The organism is Pseudomonas sp. R1-43-08 (assembly GCF_003852255.1).
In the GTDB taxonomy this organism is placed as follows: domain Bacteria; phylum Pseudomonadota; class Gammaproteobacteria; order Pseudomonadales; family Pseudomonadaceae; genus Aquipseudomonas.
Window position 1 is genome coordinate 125214 of sequence record NZ_CP027734.1, and the last position, 15797, is coordinate 141010.

Annotated in this window: 8 protein-coding genes, 2 tRNA genes and 3 rRNA genes; 8 read left to right on the top strand and 5 right to left on the bottom strand. The window is 56.6% G+C overall.

What is annotated here, in order from left to right:
* The first annotated feature begins 73 nt into the window (after positions 1–73).
* The 6 genes from C4J87_RS00590 to C4J87_RS00615 all read left to right on the top strand — a co-directional run bounded on the left by C4J87_RS00590 (position 74) and on the right by C4J87_RS00615 (position 6061).
* Positions 74–150 (top strand) — tRNA-Ile (locus tag C4J87_RS00590).
* A 30-nt stretch (positions 151–180) separates the two neighbouring features.
* A tRNA-Ala gene (locus C4J87_RS00595) sits at positions 181–256 on the top strand.
* A gap of 249 nt (positions 257–505) precedes the next feature.
* A 23S ribosomal RNA gene (locus C4J87_RS00600) occupies positions 506–3397 on the top strand.
* Between the two features lie 168 nt (positions 3398–3565).
* Positions 3566–3681 (top strand): 5S ribosomal RNA (gene rrf, locus C4J87_RS00605).
* Positions 3682–3790: 109 nt separating this feature from the next.
* Positions 3791–3906: ribosomal RNA gene (rrf, locus tag C4J87_RS00610) — 5S ribosomal RNA — on the top strand.
* Between the two features lie 274 nt (positions 3907–4180).
* Entirely contained in the window at positions 4181–6061 is a 1881-nt protein-coding gene (locus C4J87_RS00615; RefSeq protein WP_124360674.1) for a methyl-accepting chemotaxis protein, read from the top strand.
* A 69-nt stretch (positions 6062–6130) separates the two neighbouring features.
* Here C4J87_RS00615 and C4J87_RS00620 read toward each other — a convergent pair whose 3' ends face one another.
* From C4J87_RS00620 to C4J87_RS00635, 4 genes are all read right to left on the bottom strand, one after another.
* The gene (locus C4J87_RS00620) at positions 6131–9505 is read right to left on the bottom strand and encodes an amino acid adenylation domain-containing protein (RefSeq protein ID WP_124365315.1); all 3375 of its coding nucleotides are present in this window, start codon (positions 9503–9505) and stop codon (positions 6131–6133) included.
* Positions 9502–10449, bottom strand: coding sequence for a diiron oxygenase (locus C4J87_RS00625; RefSeq protein WP_124365316.1), 948 nt, complete (start codon positions 10447–10449; stop codon positions 9502–9504). The genes C4J87_RS00620 and C4J87_RS00625 overlap by 4 nt, the downstream gene beginning before the upstream one ends.
* Entirely contained in the window at positions 10446–11204 is a 759-nt protein-coding gene (locus C4J87_RS00630) for a DUF3050 domain-containing protein (RefSeq protein ID WP_124365317.1), read from the bottom strand. The genes C4J87_RS00625 and C4J87_RS00630 overlap by 4 nt, the downstream gene beginning before the upstream one ends.
* Positions 11205–11578: 374 nt before the next feature.
* Positions 11579–12289, bottom strand: coding sequence for a GntR family transcriptional regulator (locus C4J87_RS00635; protein WP_124365318.1), 711 nt, complete (start codon positions 12287–12289; stop codon positions 11579–11581).
* A gap of 252 nt (positions 12290–12541) precedes the next feature.
* Between C4J87_RS00635 and lapG the strand changes: the two genes are divergently transcribed.
* Positions 12542–13234 (top strand): cysteine protease LapG, encoded by a 693-nt coding sequence (gene lapG / locus C4J87_RS00640; RefSeq protein WP_124365319.1) that lies wholly within the window; start codon positions 12542–12544, stop codon positions 13232–13234.
* Positions 13235–13248: 14 nt separating this feature from the next.
* On the top strand, positions 13249–15195 hold the full coding sequence (gene lapD, locus C4J87_RS00645; RefSeq protein ID WP_124365320.1) for a cyclic di-GMP receptor LapD: 1947 nt from the start codon (positions 13249–13251) through the stop codon (positions 15193–15195).
* A gap of 121 nt (positions 15196–15316) precedes the next feature.
* On the opposite strand, the gene C4J87_RS00650 is transcribed toward lapD, so the two are convergent.
* Positions 15317–15655: a tryptophan synthase subunit beta gene (locus C4J87_RS00650; protein WP_124365321.1), complete on the bottom strand. Its 339-nt coding sequence runs from the start codon at positions 15653–15655 to the stop codon at positions 15317–15319.
* Between the last annotated feature and the right edge of the window lie 142 nt (positions 15656–15797).

The following is a 15797-nucleotide window of genomic DNA, read 5'->3' on the forward strand; positions in this document are numbered from 1 at the left end:
ATCAGCTGCTCCATAAGTTCCCACACGAATTGCTTGATTCATTGAAGAAGACGAAAAGAAGCAGCCCGAAATTGGGTCTGTAGCTCAGTTGGTTAGAGCGCACCCCTGATAAGGGTGAGGTCGGCAGTTCGAATCTGCCCAGACCCACCAATTTTGTGTGGGAAACGCCTGTAGAAATACGGGGCCATAGCTCAGCTGGGAGAGCGCCTGCCTTGCACGCAGGAGGTCAACGGTTCGATCCCGTTTGGCTCCACCACTACTGCTTCTGTTTGTAGAAAGCTTAGAAATGAGCATTCCATCGTTGTGATGGTGAATGTTGATTTCTAGTCTTTGACTAGTTCGTTCTTTAAAAATTTGGGTATGTGATAGAAAGATAGACTGGACGTTACTTTCACTGGTAACGGCTCAGGCTAAGGTAAAATTTGTGAGTCGCTCTTAATTGAGTATGATCGAATTTTCGGCGAATGTTGTCTTCACAGTATAACCAGATTGCTTGGGGTTATATGGTCAAGTGAAGAAGCGCATACGGTGGATGCCTTGGCAGTCAGAGGCGATGAAAGACGTGGTAGCCTGCGAAAAGCTTCGGGGAGTCGGCAAACAGACTTTGATCCGGAGATGTCTGAATGGGGGAACCCAGCCATCATAAGATGGTTACCTTACACTGAATACATAGGTGTATGGAGCGAACCAGGGGAACTGAAACATCTAAGTACCCTGAGGAAAAGAAATCAACCGAGATTCCCTTAGTAGTGGCGAGCGAACGGGGACTAGCCCTTAAGTGGCTTTGAGATTAGCGGAACGCTCTGGAAAGTGCGGCCATAGTGGGTGATAGCCCTGTACGCGAAAATCTCTTAGTCATGAAATCGAGTAGGACGGAGCACGAGAAACTTTGTCTGAATATGGGGGGACCATCCTCCAAGGCTAAATACTACTGACTGACCGATAGTGAACTAGTACCGTGAGGGAAAGGCGAAAAGAACCCCGGAGAGGGGAGTGAAATAGATCCTGAAACCGTATGCGTACAAGCAGTGGGAGCCCACTTTGTTGGGTGACTGCGTACCTTTTGTATAATGGGTCAGCGACTTATTTTCAGTGGCGAGCTTAACCGAATAGGGGAGGCGTAGCGAAAGCGAGTCTTAATAGGGCGTCTAGTCGCTGGGAATAGACCCGAAACCGGGCGATCTATCCATGGGCAGGTTGAAGGTTGGGTAACACTAACTGGAGGACCGAACCGACTACCGTTGAAAAGTTAGCGGATGACCTGTGGATCGGAGTGAAAGGCTAATCAAGCTCGGAGATAGCTGGTTCTCCTCGAAAGCTATTTAGGTAGCGCCTCATGTATCACTGTAGGGGGTAGAGCACTGTTTCGGCTAGGGGGTCATCCCGACTTACCAAACCGATGCAAACTCCGAATACCTACAAGTGCCGAGCATGGGAGACACACGGCGGGTGCTAACGTCCGTCGTGAAAAGGGAAACAACCCAGACCGTCAGCTAAGGTCCCAAAGTTATGGTTAAGTGGGAAACGATGTGGGAAGGCTTAGACAGCTAGGAGGTTGGCTTAGAAGCAGCCACCCTTTAAAGAAAGCGTAATAGCTCACTAGTCGAGTCGGCCTGCGCGGAAGATGTAACGGGGCTCAAACCATACACCGAAGCTACGGGTATCACGCAAGTGATGCGGTAGAGGAGCGTTCTGTAAGCCTGTGAAGGTGAGTTGAGAAGCTTGCTGGAGGTATCAGAAGTGCGAATGCTGACATGAGTAACGACAATGGGTGTGAAAAACACCCACGCCGAAAGACCAAGGTTTCCTGCGCAACGTTAATCGACGCAGGGTTAGTCGGTCCCTAAGGCGAGGCTGAAAAGCGTAGTCGATGGAAAACAGGTTAATATTCCTGTACTTCTGGTTATTGCGATGGAGGGACGGAGAAGGCTAGGCCAGCTTGGCGTTGGTTGTCCAAGTTTAAGGTGGTAGGCTGGAATCTTAGGTAAATCCGGGATTCTAAGGCCGAGAGCTGATGACGAGTTGTCTTTTAGACGACGAAGTGGTTGATGCCATGCTTCCAAGAAAAGCTTCTAAGCTTCAGGTAACCAGGAACCGTACCCCAAACCGACACAGGTGGTTGGGTAGAGAATACCAAGGCGCTTGAGAGAACTCGGGTGAAGGAACTAGGCAAAATGGCACCGTAACTTCGGGAGAAGGTGCGCCGGTGAGGGTGAAGGACTTGCTCCGTAAGCTCATGCCGGTCGAAGATACCAGGCCGCTGCGACTGTTTATTAAAAACACAGCACTCTGCAAACACGAAAGTGGACGTATAGGGTGTGACGCCTGCCCGGTGCCGGAAGGTTAATTGATGGGGTTAGCTAACGCGAAGCTCTTGATCGAAGCCCCGGTAAACGGCGGCCGTAACTATAACGGTCCTAAGGTAGCGAAATTCCTTGTCGGGTAAGTTCCGACCTGCACGAATGGCGTAACGATGGCGGCGCTGTCTCCACCCGAGACTCAGTGAAATTGAAATCGCTGTGAAGATGCAGTGTATCCGCGGCTAGACGGAAAGACCCCGTGAACCTTTACTATAGCTTTGCACTGGACTTTGAATTTGCTTGTGTAGGATAGGTGGGAGGCTTTGAAGCGTGGACGCCAGTTCGCGTGGAGCCAACCTTGAAATACCACCCTGGCAACTTTGAGGTTCTAACTCAGGTCCGTTATCCGGATCGAGGACAGTGTATGGTGGGTAGTTTGACTGGGGCGGTCTCCTCCTAAAGAGTAACGGAGGAGTACGAAGGTGCGCTCAGACCGGTCGGAAATCGGTCGTAGAGTATAAAGGCAAAAGCGCGCTTGACTGCGAGACAGACACGTCGAGCAGGTACGAAAGTAGGTCTTAGTGATCCGGTGGTTCTGTATGGAAGGGCCATCGCTCAACGGATAAAAGGTACTCCGGGGATAACAGGCTGATACCGCCCAAGAGTTCATATCGACGGCGGTGTTTGGCACCTCGATGTCGGCTCATCACATCCTGGGGCTGAAGCCGGTCCCAAGGGTATGGCTGTTCGCCATTTAAAGTGGTACGCGAGCTGGGTTTAGAACGTCGTGAGACAGTTCGGTCCCTATCTGCCGTGGACGTTTGAGATTTGAGAGGGGCTGCTCCTAGTACGAGAGGACCGGAGTGGACGAACCTCTGGTGTTCCGGTTGTCACGCCAGTGGCATTGCCGGGTAGCTATGTTCGGAATAGATAACCGCTGAAAGCATCTAAGCGGGAAACTAGCCTCAAGATGAGATCTCACTGGGACCTTGAGTCCCCTGAAGGGCCGTCGAAGACTACGACGTTGATAGGTTGGGTGTGTAAGCGCTGTGAGGCGTTGAGCTAACCAATACTAATTGCCCGTGAGGCTTGACCATATAACACCCAAGCAATTTGTTGCTCCTAGTTGAAAGACGAAAGAGGCCAGATTGCGGTGTGTGAAGACGCAATGAACCGAAAGTTCGATGCTCACAAAACACCGAAACCTATCGCATACCCAATTTGCTGAAGCGAGGCCACATGGTCACGACTCAGTACCCGAATTTCTTGACGACCATAGAGCATTGGAACCACCTGATCCCATCCCGAACTCAGTAGTGAAACGATGCATCGCCGATGGTAGTGTGGGGTTTCCCCATGTGAGAGTAGGTCATCGTCAAGATTAAATTCCAGAACCCCTGTTTGCGTACGCAAACAGGGGTTTTGTTTATGTAGAAGTCCATGAATTTCACCAGCACGTTGCTAGCGCAACGATCTGGTACACAGAATTTCTTGACGACCATAGAGCATTGGAACCACCTGATCCCATCCCGAACTCAGCAGTGAAACGATGCATCGCCGATGGTAGTGTGGGGTTTCCCCATGTGAGAGTAGGTCATCGTCAAGATTGAATTCCGAAACCCCTGTCTGCTTACGCAGACAGGGGTTTTGTCGTTTAGGGCTCTAAGTGGCTGATAGTCGACTGTGCTCATACCGCCTGTCGTTCTCTTACGCTAAAAGCGGAAGATTCACACAAATCTCTAAGTTTTATCGATTTCTGGCCGAAAGCCTGACGAGCCATGCGTGCACCGAAATAGAGCGGTCGCAGAGTCCGCCTATCGCGATACATGGAATGTTCCACTCGGCACGCTCACCCCCCTTTGGCAAAAGAAGTCGATGAAATGAATCTCAAGTTCAGTCATAAAATTCTGCTGGCTGCGTCAGGCGTCGTGGTTCTGGCCTTCGCGCTATTCACGTTTTACAACGATTACCTGCAGCGCAACACGATCAGGCAGAACCTGGCGTCCTCCATCCAGCAATCCGGAGAGCTTACCGCCAGCAGTGTGCAGAACTGGCTCAGCGGCCGCATCCTGGTTCTCGAGAGCCTGGCACAAAACGTTGCCCATCAAGGCAGCGCCGCCGACCTTCCCGGCTTGGTCGATCAACCGGCGCTCACCTCCAACTTCCAGTTCACCTACGTTGGCCAAATCAATGGAGTGTTCACTCAGCGCCCCGACGCGAAGATGCCCGAAGGCTATGACCCACGTCAGCGCCCTTGGTACAAGCAAGCCGTAGCAGCCGACAAAACCATGCTTACCCCGCCTTATATGGCGGCTGTAGGCGGCCAGATCGTGACGATCGCCATGCCGGTGAAGAAGAACGGAGAGTTGTTGGGCGTTGTGGGTGGCGACTTGAGCCTGCAAACCTTGGTAAAGATCATCAACTCGGTGGATTTTGGCGGTATTGGCCATGCATTCCTGGTCAGTGGTGATGGTCAGGTCATCGTCAGTCCTGACCAAGACCAGGTGATGAAAAACCTCAAGGATATCTACCCGGGCACCCAGGTGCGCATCGAGAAGGTTAACCAAGAGGTTGTCCTCAATGGACAAGACCGAATCCTATCCTTTACACCAATCAACGGGTTGCCGGGGGCTGACTGGTACATCGGTCTGTCTATCGACAAAGATAAAGCCTATGCCGCACTGGGTAAATTTCGCACTTCAGCGTTGATCGCAATGCTCATCGCCGTGGTGGCGATTGCCGTACTGTTGAGTGTGCTGATTCAGGTGTTGTTGCGTCCGCTGACCACCATGGGCGTTGCCATGCAGGACATTGCCCAAGGCGAGGGTGATCTGACCCGCCGCCTCGACGTGACCAGCAAAGATGAGTTCGGCGAAGTCGGTAGCGCATTCAATCAGTTTGTCGAGCGGATCCACGCCTCGATTTCCGAAGTGTCCTCGGCCACCCGCCAGGTGCATGACCTGTCCCAGCGCGTAATGGCGTCGTCCAACGCGTCGATCATCGGCTCCGATGAACAAAGTGCACGTACCAACAGCGTGGCTGCCGCTATCAACGAGCTGGGTGCCGCTACCCAGGAAATCGCACGTAACGCCGCTGATGCCTCGCAGCATGCCAGCGGTGCCAGTGAGCAAGCTGATGATGGGCGCAAAGTGGTCGAGCAAACCATCCAGGCGATGTCGGAACTGTCGCAGAAAATCAGCCTGTCCTGTACCCAGATCGAAACCCTTAACGCCAGCACCGACAACATCGGACACATTCTCGATGTGATCAAGGGCATCTCCCAGCAGACCAACTTACTTGCGCTTAACGCGGCAATCGAAGCTGCCCGTGCCGGCGAAGCAGGGCGTGGGTTTGCCGTGGTGGCGGATGAAGTGCGTAACCTGGCTCACCGTACCCAGGAATCGGCAGAAGAGATCCACAAAATGATCACTTCGCTGCAAGTGGGTTCGCGTGAAGCCGTGACCACCATGAACGCCAGCCAGGTCTCCAGCGAAGAAAGCGTTGAAGTGGCTAACCAGGCCGGCGAGCGTCTGGTCAGCGTGACACAGCGAATCGTTGAGATTGACGGCATGAACCAATCGGTCGCCGCTGCCACCGAGGAGCAAACGGCGGTGGTTGAAACCCTCAATGTCGACATCAACCAGATCAACCTGCTGAACCAGCAAGGCGTGGCCAATCTCAACGAGACGCTCAAAGACTGCGACGCGCTGTCCCAGCAGGCCAGTCGATTGAAGCAATTGGTCGACAGCTTCAAGATCTGATCCTCGCTGTATCGGAGCGAGGCCTCGCTCCGATACAGCCGAGCAACTTCAATGCGGGCCCAAAGCCGCTCAGAGAAAGCCGATGGCCCTGAGGTAGTCACAGCCCTTGCGTAACAGTGCGGGGCTCTTTGGCGGATACTGTGTGCCCATTTGTTCCAGGCCCCACTGCGCGTTGCTGTAATGGATCATCGACGTGTCGCCGATGTCTTCACCCAACCCATCAAGGTAAAAGCCCAGTACGCCGAACAACGCATTGTCGTGGCGCACTGTGCGCAACGCCCTTTGCCAATGTTGAAGGCTTATCCGTTCGAAGGTGTGTCCGGCCTGGCTGAATGCATCAAGGTACTGGTCCCAGCTCAAAGGCTGAGGATTGTGCAGGTTGAAGACGTTTCGCCCAGGGACAAAACGCGCGCTGTGAAACGCGATGAAGCGCGCCAGGAAGTCCACCGGCATCAGGTCGAAATTGCCCTCCATTCGAGGAACCCTGCCCAACTGCAGCGACCCCTTGAGCATCAACATCAATCGATTTTTATGGGGTTGGCAGACACCGTTGCGGCTGTTGAAACTGATATTCCCGGGCCGATGAATATTCACCCAGGCCCCTTGCTCGACTGCACGCCCCAACAACCGCTCGGCCACCCACTTCGAGAGGTTGTAGCCGTTTTTTACATAGAGTGGCAACGCGCGGCTTGCGGGTGCTTCGAGCACATACCCATCAGTGTCGAGGCGACTGCAGGCCGACAGCGTTGAAATGAAATTGAAAACTTTCTTACAGTGGGTCTCGCAAAGGCGCAGGCATTCAAACATCGGTTCGACGTTGTCGTTGGCCAGTGCTATGTAGTCCATCACATGGTTGACCTGCGCCGCATTGTGCACCAGCACACCATGATTGCGGGCGAGGTGGTCGTACGCCTCTGCAGACAGACCCAGGCGGGGTTGGCGCAGGTCGGCGGCATAGACCTGCACTCGGCTCAGGTCCAGCTGTTCCAGGCGGTATTCGCGCAACGCCTGAGAGAATCGGTCCGCCGCCGACTGGCCTGGAAGCGCCCGGACCAGGCACGCTACTTCCTGCGCCCCGCCCGCCAGCAAGGCCTGGACGATATGCACGCCGACGAAGCTGTTCGCCCCCGTGACAATCACCTTGCGTGGATCCCCGGCGCGGGCCTCGGGCAGCACCTCAAGCGCCAAGGCTCGGGACGCATCTTTTTCCATCTGGCTGAACGATGTATTCGGCAGCGCTGCGCCCTCCATCTGCAAGGCCAGCGTACGAATCGTCGGCGCTTCAAAAAATTGGCTCAAGGAGAGGCTGCGGCCAAACTGCTCGCGCAGGCGCAGCAACAAGGTGGACAGCAGGATCGAATGGCCGCCCAGGTTGAAAAAGCTGTCGTCGATCGACACGTCACCGGCAGGCAACCCTAACAACTCCCCCCACAGGTCTACCAACTGCGCCTGGACTGGCGTGAGCGTGCTGCAACGCGTCATCTCCTGGGCGCGGGTAATCGGCGTTTCCCGCAACGCCTTGCGATCGATCTTGCCGTTGCTCGAAGCGGGCAGGCTCGGCAGCTCGCTCCAGGCGACAGGTTGCATATGCTCAGGCAGCCACTGCCGTGCGTGCTCCTTCAGGCTGGCCAGCGTGGCGCCGGGTTCGGGCTGGGCCGCAAAGCCGATGATTCTATGCGTCTGATCAATCACCACTGCCACTTGGCGAAACAACCGACTGCTGCGCAGGCAGTGCTCGATCTCCTGAGGTTCGACCCGAAAACCGCGGATCTTGACCTGGTCATCCCGTCGGCCGCCCAACTCGATACCGTCTTGCGTCCATTTCGCCAGGTCGCCGCTGCGGTAAGCCCGCAGCCATTGCCCGTCAGGCAACGTCAGTTTGATGAACGGGGAGTCGGCCTGCGGTGGTCCGTTCATATAGCCCAGGCTCACGCCCGGTCCTGCGAGGTACAGATCGCCCATCACCTGCTCGTCCACCGGTTGCAGGTGCTTGTCCAGGATCAAGACCTGGCTGTTGGCGATGGGCAAGCCGATATTGCGATTGCTATCACCGAGCCGAAACGTTCGATGGGTTGCCAGTACCGTGGCTTCGGTGGGGCCATAGAGGTTGTGAAACTGGCATTGGCCGGCCATTCGCTCGATCACGTAGGGTTCGCAAAAGTCGCCGCCGGTGAGCAAGTGGGCTAGGCCCAGCGGCTGGTCCAGCGGCAAGATGCCGAGCAGTGCCGGTGGCAAGAAAGCATGGGTGACGCGTTGCAGGCGAATCAGCTCGACCAATTGCCGGGGATCGTGACGTTGTTCTGCGCTGGGGACAATCAACGCTGCGCCCGCGATCAAGGCGGGGAAAATATCGATCAGTGACGAGTCAAAGCTCAGCGGCGAAAATTGCAGAACGCGACTCTTATCGTCCAGCGCCACACAGGTACCGAGCCAGGCCGTGAAATGCGCCAGATTATGTTGGCTGAGCAGCACACCCTTGGGTTGCCCCGTGGTGCCAGAGGTGAAAAGCGCCATGCACGGCGCATCGGCGTGGGGACGATGGCGCATCAGCGGCTGTGTGGAGTCGATGCCGTGTGGGGTGAGCGTACTGACATCAAGTGAAACGAACTTATCCCGCAACGGGTGCAGGCCATTTTCCAGTAATACACCTGCACTTGCGCTTGTCAGCATGCTGTGCTGGCGTTTTACCGGATGGTCCGGAGACAGCGGCAAATACACCGCGCCACAGCCCAGCACCGCCAGAATACTTGCGTAAAGCTCGGTAGATTTTTCCAGGCACACACCCACCACCGGTGTTTCAATGCCCTCCAACAGGGGCAGCAGGTGTTGCTGAATCGCCACGGCTTTTTCCTGAAGCTGGCGATAAGTCACCCTGCGCCCCGCAATATTCAGCGCTGTACGATCGGCGAAGGCATTCAGGCTGGCCTGCAACCGTTCGATCATGGGCGCCTGTGCCGCCCGCAGCAGTGCCGGATCGGCTGTACGGTTGAATCGATGCATGAACGCCAGTGACTCCAGTCCTCGCAAGCCCTGTTCGGGCAAGGTGCCCGGGTTGGCCGTTGCACAGAAATAACCAGGGTCTCTCGAGAATTCGCTGACCAATGACGCTACCCACTCCACCAGAGCGTGCGCCGCACGACGACGCAGGCGCTGGCCGTTGCCGCTGGGCTCTTCGGCGACGTCGTGCACGGCCAACAGGCGCCGATCACGGTCATAGCAGCGAAACTGAAGTGCGGGTAACCCAGTTTCGGACACGGGGCCGATGCCCAGGCGCAGGCTCATCCACGGCGCATCGGTGGATAAGGCTGACGGTGACTGGCTGCCGTCCTCAATCACCAGGTCGACCGACCCCGCCCCCGCGATGTGCCCGTATTGTTCCAGCACCTGCTTGAGGGCCCCCAGTGCTTCACTGGTACCGCCCCATTCAATCGTCAAGCGCCTCATGCCAGCCTCCCCGCCGCGGGCAGGTAGTCGTCCAGCGCGCGTGCCACGCTAGGGGTGTGCAGCACGCCGCTGTGGTGCAGGAAGCTCATGATGTTGCCCATCAACGGGTGCTGGCGGGTGATAGGAAAATCCAACGCAACGATTTCATCCTGCAGCGCCAAACGAATATCGGTACTGACATCCAGGTGTTCGATCAACTGCAGGTCGAAGCCTTTCTGTATGTCGTTGGTCAGGTAATGGGCCAGAAAAGTCGGGAGCACGCCGGCAATGCTGTCGCGGTCTTGCGCGCTTGCCGACTGCCAGTAGATACGCACCAACTGTGTCCAGAACTGTGCGTGGCGCCCTTCATCGAACAGGTGATCGGCCATCAAGCCGCGTACGGACGACTTGATACTGTCGTCCTTGGAAAAGGCCGCCACATCATGGGTGACGGTGTTTTCGGCGATGGCCACGACAATCAACTCGACGGCATCGCGCAGGTGCTCCGGTGCCTGCGCCTGCGCGGCCGGCAAGGCGCGGCTCAGTTCAATCTGCCCCGGCAGGTCCAGGGGCTCGATACCGGTCAACGCCACGGCTTGCTGCAGGAAGTCCAGTGCCACCAATGCGTGGTAATCCTCATCCACCACGACGGTCATTGCATCGTAGCGGCAGGCGAGGGGGAGGGGCAGCGAGAAGCGATTCTTGGCAATACGGCGGGCAAGCTTATCGACGATCTCGGTTTCGAAAACCACGATGTCATGGATGAATCGATAAAAGCTTTGCGCCAGCACAAAGTCGCGGCATTGCGAGCAGCGCTCGAGAAAGGTCGCACTCAGTACAAGGGGTTGGCGGCTCAGGGGATAGATCAGTTTGCCGTCGTTTTCCAACATGCGGCGCGGGCGAGTGCGGATGGTTGCGCGCCGCTCCCAGTCTTCGGCAAAGGAGTGATAGCCGGTGGCGCTCATGGGTGTACCTCATGCATCGAGGCGTGTACGTCGTCCCAGAAGGTCATGCGGCTTTCCAGGGCACCGAAGGCAGCGCTATCGGCTTGTCGCTGGCGAGTCGGGTCTGCGCCGATCAAATGCTGGAGCACCTGCTCCGCCGCCGGGCCGTGCTCCTGGCTATCCAACTCGATATGACGGTTGAGGTAGTGACACAAGATGGGTGCCTGACGAGCAATCAAGGGGCTGCTGCACAGAAGGCGCTCGAACATGGATGCAATGACGCCTTCACGACCATGCAGGAAGGCCGCCGCGACGCAGTGGGTGGGGGCGCTGAGTGCGATCTGCCATGTGCTGTCGACAAAGCGCGGCACACCGGGGGGCGCACCGATCATTCGCAGCGCTGCGCTGACCTCTACACCCTGGTGTTGCAGGTCAATGAAACGTGCGATGACACGGGTATTGGCGCCCACCTCCGCCATGGCTTCCAGGTACAGCTCAAAGTGACTGCAATGGCCCCGCGTCGGATGTTCGTCCGACTCCTCGCCCAGCACGATTTCATTGATCAGGCGCGCGGCCTGCGGATTGGCTGGCGGGAGCCAGGGTATTTGGGTGCACGTAAGATCTTGTTGCAGGCGTTTGGTCAGGGTCATGAAGTCCCAAACCGCAAATACATGGCTTTCCATAAAGTGTTGTAATTTGCCAAGAGAAGTTATTTCAGCAAATAACGGGTGACTGTACAGTTTAAGTTTCTTTTGTTCGAGCGAATGATGATGCATGGTTGACGCCTATGAAGTTGTTGCGACTGCTCTAGTTGCAGTGATGGATTTTGTAGTTGTTAGTTGGAAGATTAGCGTTACGGCGCGCCCACGCGAGGAGCGCTGGCTCAATACGCGGGCAGCGATTGCAAGGTTTTTGGGTGAGTCGCTGATACTAAGCTGATTAAACGTTTGGATGAGCTTATAAATGTATTAAATGTTTTTTCGAACAAAAACTTCCCGGAGAAATAGTTGTTTGAAGTGTGAGAAATTTCCTTATATAACGCCGATTTGATTAAGGCTTGCCGGTTTGTTCACAGTGTTATCAACGCGGGACGCTTCCTGATAAGGGACGGTACCCCGCGATGCTCAGGCTCAAGAGAGGTACGAGCGCCTTATGACGTGGCTGTTCTATTCGCAGTTTCGAGGCTATTGAGGTATCTATTGATGACCTCCATGCCTCGCATCAAGTGATTACGCAGTGTCAGGATGCTTTCGTCGATTTTCTTCTGCACCACCAGGTTGAGCAGTTCGCGGTGATCCTCCTGTGACGTCTCGCCCAGTCCCATCGCCTCGAGGTTGAAGCGCAGAAACCGCTCCTCTTCATTCAGCCCATGCTCCACCAATTTGAGCAGGCGATGGTTAGGCGCCTTGCCATACAGGATCATGTGAAACAGGCGATTGAGGCGACCGATCTCGCTGTAGTCTTTCTCGCATTCCAGCGCAGTGATACAGGCCTCTGCCTCGGCGATGTCCGACCCCGTGAGCAATGGGATCGACAAGCGCAAGGCTTCGGACTCCAACAGCATGCGCAGGGCATAGGTCTCCGCCGAATTGTCCTCGATCAAGGGCGCAACCACAGCGCCTTTGTGGGTCACCACATGCAGCAGGGATTGTGCCTCCAACTGGCGCAAAGCTTCGCGCACCGGCATACGGCTGACGCCGAACAGGCTGGCGAGTTCTTGCTGGCGCATAGCAGTGCCACAGGGCAATCGACCATCGAGAATGGCGTTACGCAACGTTTCTTCAATAACGGCGCGGGCAAGATGAGCAGGAATAGGTCCGCTGACCTTGATACTGCTTAAAGGGTTCGGCTTCTGCGTCACGGTTACGCTACCCTCCTTTCTTGAGTAATAAAGTGTGTTTATTGGATCCAATGAACACTAGAGATGGGCCAGGCACTTGTCAAACAGCCAGAGTTTCCGTTTGTAAGGGCCCACAGCGTGTATTTTGTACGTCCCACAGGAGGCGGTTATAAACTCGCTCTACCGATGAATGATCGCACTGTGCCATTGTTTTTTGTGAGACGAAGCTTCACCATCCCTTGAAATTCCGTCTCTCTTCATGGACTGAACGCCTTGGCGGTAAGTTTTATTCCCTATCGAGTTTTTTGCTGGCTCTTATCAGCGATCTTATTGGCCGGCGTGATGCTTGGCGGGCTGCATGCCGATTGGGATTTCTCGCAGATCAGCCGCAAGGCCAGCGCCTTGTACGGGCCGTTGGGCGAGGGCCAGCAACGTATTGACGCGTGGCAGCGGCTGCTGAGCACCGAAAAACAGGTCAGCGAGCAAGACCAGCTCAAGGTCGTCAACGTGTTCTTCAACAAACAAATGACCTACGTGGAAGACATCGATCTCTGGCACGCAGTCGACTATTGGGAGACACCCATCGAAGCGCTCTGGAAGGGCGCCGGTGACTGTGAAGACTACGCCATCGCCAAGTATTTCAGTTTGCGTCACCTGGGCGTGTCCAGCGACAAATTGCGCATTACCTACGTCAAGGCCTTGCGTCAGAATCGCGCGCACATGGTCCTGACCTATTATTCGACCCCCGACGCGATCCCGTTGGTGCTCGACAGCCTGATGGACGACATTCTGCCGGCAACCCGCCGTACCGATTTGATCCCGGTGTATTCATTCAACGCCGAGGGGCTGTACCTGCCCGGCGCCAAGGGCAACAAGAAAGTCGGCGATACCAAACGCTTGTCGCGCTGGCAGGATGTGTTGAGAAAAATGCGTGCGGAAGGCTTTCCAGCCGAGCCTGCCAACTAGGAGTAACTGATCGGATGTCTTTGTTCAAACAGCTGTTGATCGCAATCTGTCTGTTCCTGGTGGTCGCCTTCAGCGGCAGCTTCATGGTCAGCCTGGAAAGTTCGCGCACGCAATACGTCAACCAATTGCGCTCCCATGCGCAGGATGCCGCGACGGCACTGGCGCTGTCGCTGACCCCCAATATCGATGACCCGGCCATGGTGGAGTTGCTGGTCAGCTCGATCTTCGACAGCGGTTACTACGCCAGCATCCGTGTGGTGGACCTGGCCACGGACCAAACCATCGTTGAGCGCAGCGGCATACCCGACAACAATGGCGTGCCTCATTGGTTTGTAAAATTGATCGGCCTGGAGCCGGCCGGTGGTGATGCGCTGGTGAGCCGTGGTTGGGAGCAGGCGGCGCGAGTCGAGGTGGTCAGCCATCCGATGTTCGCCCTGGCCAAACTCTGGCAGAGCGCCCTGGGCAGCCTTGGCTGGTTGCTGCTGTGCGGTGCGGTCAGCGTGGTGCTCGGCGGGCTGTTGCTGCGCCGGCAATTAAAGCCGTTGGACTATATGGTCAAGCAGTCCCACGCGATCGCCCGTCGGGAATTTCTCAGCCTGCCTGACCTGCCGCGCACGCCGGAGTTGCGCCGGGTGGTGCAGGCCATGAACCAAATGGTGGAAAAGCTCAAAGCGCTGTTCCAGGAGCAGGCCGAGCGCAGCGAAAAGTTGCGCACTGAATCCTATCAGGACAACCTCACCGGCCTGGCCAACCGCCGCTATTTCGAGATGCAGCTCAACGCCCGCGTCAGCAACCCCGAAGAAACCAACTCCGGCTACTTGCTGGTGTTGCGCGTCAAGGACCTGGCCGGCCTGAACCAGCGCCTGGGCGGCCAGCGTACCGACCAACTGCTGCAAGCGGTCGGCGAACAACTGCTGCGCCAGTGCGAGCCGTACCCGGAAACCCATAACCTCGTGACCCGTATCCGAGGCGGCGAATTCGCCGTGCTGGCGCCTGGGCTCACGCGTGAAGAAGCGCTGCAATTGGCGCAGAACCTTGAGAGCACGTTGCTCAGCCTGCAGGCCACCGGCGCCAGCGATGTTACGCCCGTGGCCTACATCGGCCTGGCACCGTTCAACCATGGCGATGCGCCGCAGGCGCTGCTGACCCTCGCCGACCAAGCTTTGGCTCAAGCCGAAGGGCAGGGTGACAGCACCTGGGCGTGCCTCGACCACAGTGCCGCCGCCAGCGTCGGTGACGATCACCATGCCTGGCACACACTGTTGGACCAGGCGCTGACCCAACAGCGTTTCGAGTTGTACTTCCAGCCGGTCGTGGCCAGCCAGGACCCGCAATTGGTCTTGCACTACAAAGTGCTGTCGCGCTTGCAGGACTTTGACGGCCATACCCTACCCGCCGGGCGTTTCCTGCCGTGGCTCGAGCGTTTCGGCTGGTCAGCCCGCCTGGACCGCATGATGCTGGAGCAGGTGCTCAAACAGATGACCGGCCACAGCCACAACCTGGCGCTGAACCTCTCAGCCGCAACCTTGCAGGATCCTCAGGCACTGCAACGCATTTATGACCTGCTGCGCCAGCACAGCAACCTGGGCTCGCGCCTCACCCTGGAGATCGGTGAAGAGCAACTGCCGGAACAGCTTGTGCTGGAACAGATGACCCAGCGCCTGCGCGAGTTGGGCTTTTCCCTGAGCCTTCAGCGTTTCGGTGGGCGATTCAGCATGATCGGCAACCTGGCCCGCCTGGGCTTGGCCTACTTGAAAATCGACGGCAGCTATATCCGCGATATCGACCAGGAAAGCGACAAGCGCCTGTTTATCGAAGCCATCCAGCGCGCGGCCCACAGCATCGATCTGCCGTTGATTGCCGAACGTGTGGAGACCGAAGGTGAGCTGAAGGTGATTCGTGAGATGGGGATTTTTGGGGTGCAGGGCCAGCTGTTCGGCGAGCCCGCGCCCTGGAAATAACGCAGATCCAATGTGGGAGGGGGCTTGCTCCCGATAGCAGTCAATCAGTCAATATCTTCGGTGACTGACACACCACTATCGGGAGCAAGCCCCCTCCCACATTTCGGTGCGGCTTCAGGGCTCAGATGAGCCCTTTCTCATCATCATTGATCAACTGGCTCAACCCACCCAACGCTTCCCGCGCCTGGTTACGGTCCATCAATTTGGCCTGAGCCGCAGGCGGCAGGTCGGTCACGCTGATGACGCCCTTGCGGGTGAGCACCTGGATCAAGTCGTCCAGTACCCGGATCATCTCCAGGTCACTCTGTTTGAGCTGGGCCAGGCTGGTTTCCACCACTTCGTTGGCATACCACGCCTGGATCTCATGGTGATCCGGCGGCAGCGTTTCGGTGGATTCGGCAAAGGCGGTGGCCTCTACGCGACTCAACGCGCCCTGCGCATCACGTTGCACGTAAAACATAAGAACCCCTCGAAAAAAAGCCACACATCTTCAGCCGCATAGGCCGGCCGTGTGTTGATAAGCGCGAGTATGCGATGCAACCGGCCGCCAGGGCCAGCAACGTATCGCCCAAATAAATCGGCCGCCTCAAGGGCGGCCGATA

Excerpts from the sequence above, each read along its gene's own strand:
- C4J87_RS00615 (WP_124360674.1), top strand. The coding sequence starts at position 4,181 with ATGAATCTCAAGTTCAGTCATAAAATTCTGCTGGCTGCGTCAGGCGTC.
- C4J87_RS00620 (WP_124365315.1), bottom strand. The coding sequence starts at position 9,505 with ATGAGGCGCTTGACGATTGAATGGGGCGGTACCAGTGAAGCACTGGGG.
- C4J87_RS00625 (WP_124365316.1), bottom strand. The coding sequence starts at position 10,449 with ATGAGCGCCACCGGCTATCACTCCTTTGCCGAAGACTGGGAGCGGCGC.
- C4J87_RS00630 (WP_124365317.1), bottom strand. The coding sequence starts at position 11,204 with ATGCATCATCATTCGCTCGAACAAAAGAAACTTAAACTGTACAGTCAC.
- lapD (WP_124365320.1), top strand. The coding sequence starts at position 13,249 with ATGTCTTTGTTCAAACAGCTGTTGATCGCAATCTGTCTGTTCCTGGTG.
- C4J87_RS00650 (WP_124365321.1), bottom strand. The coding sequence starts at position 15,655 with ATGTTTTACGTGCAACGTGATGCGCAGGGCGCGTTGAGTCGCGTAGAG.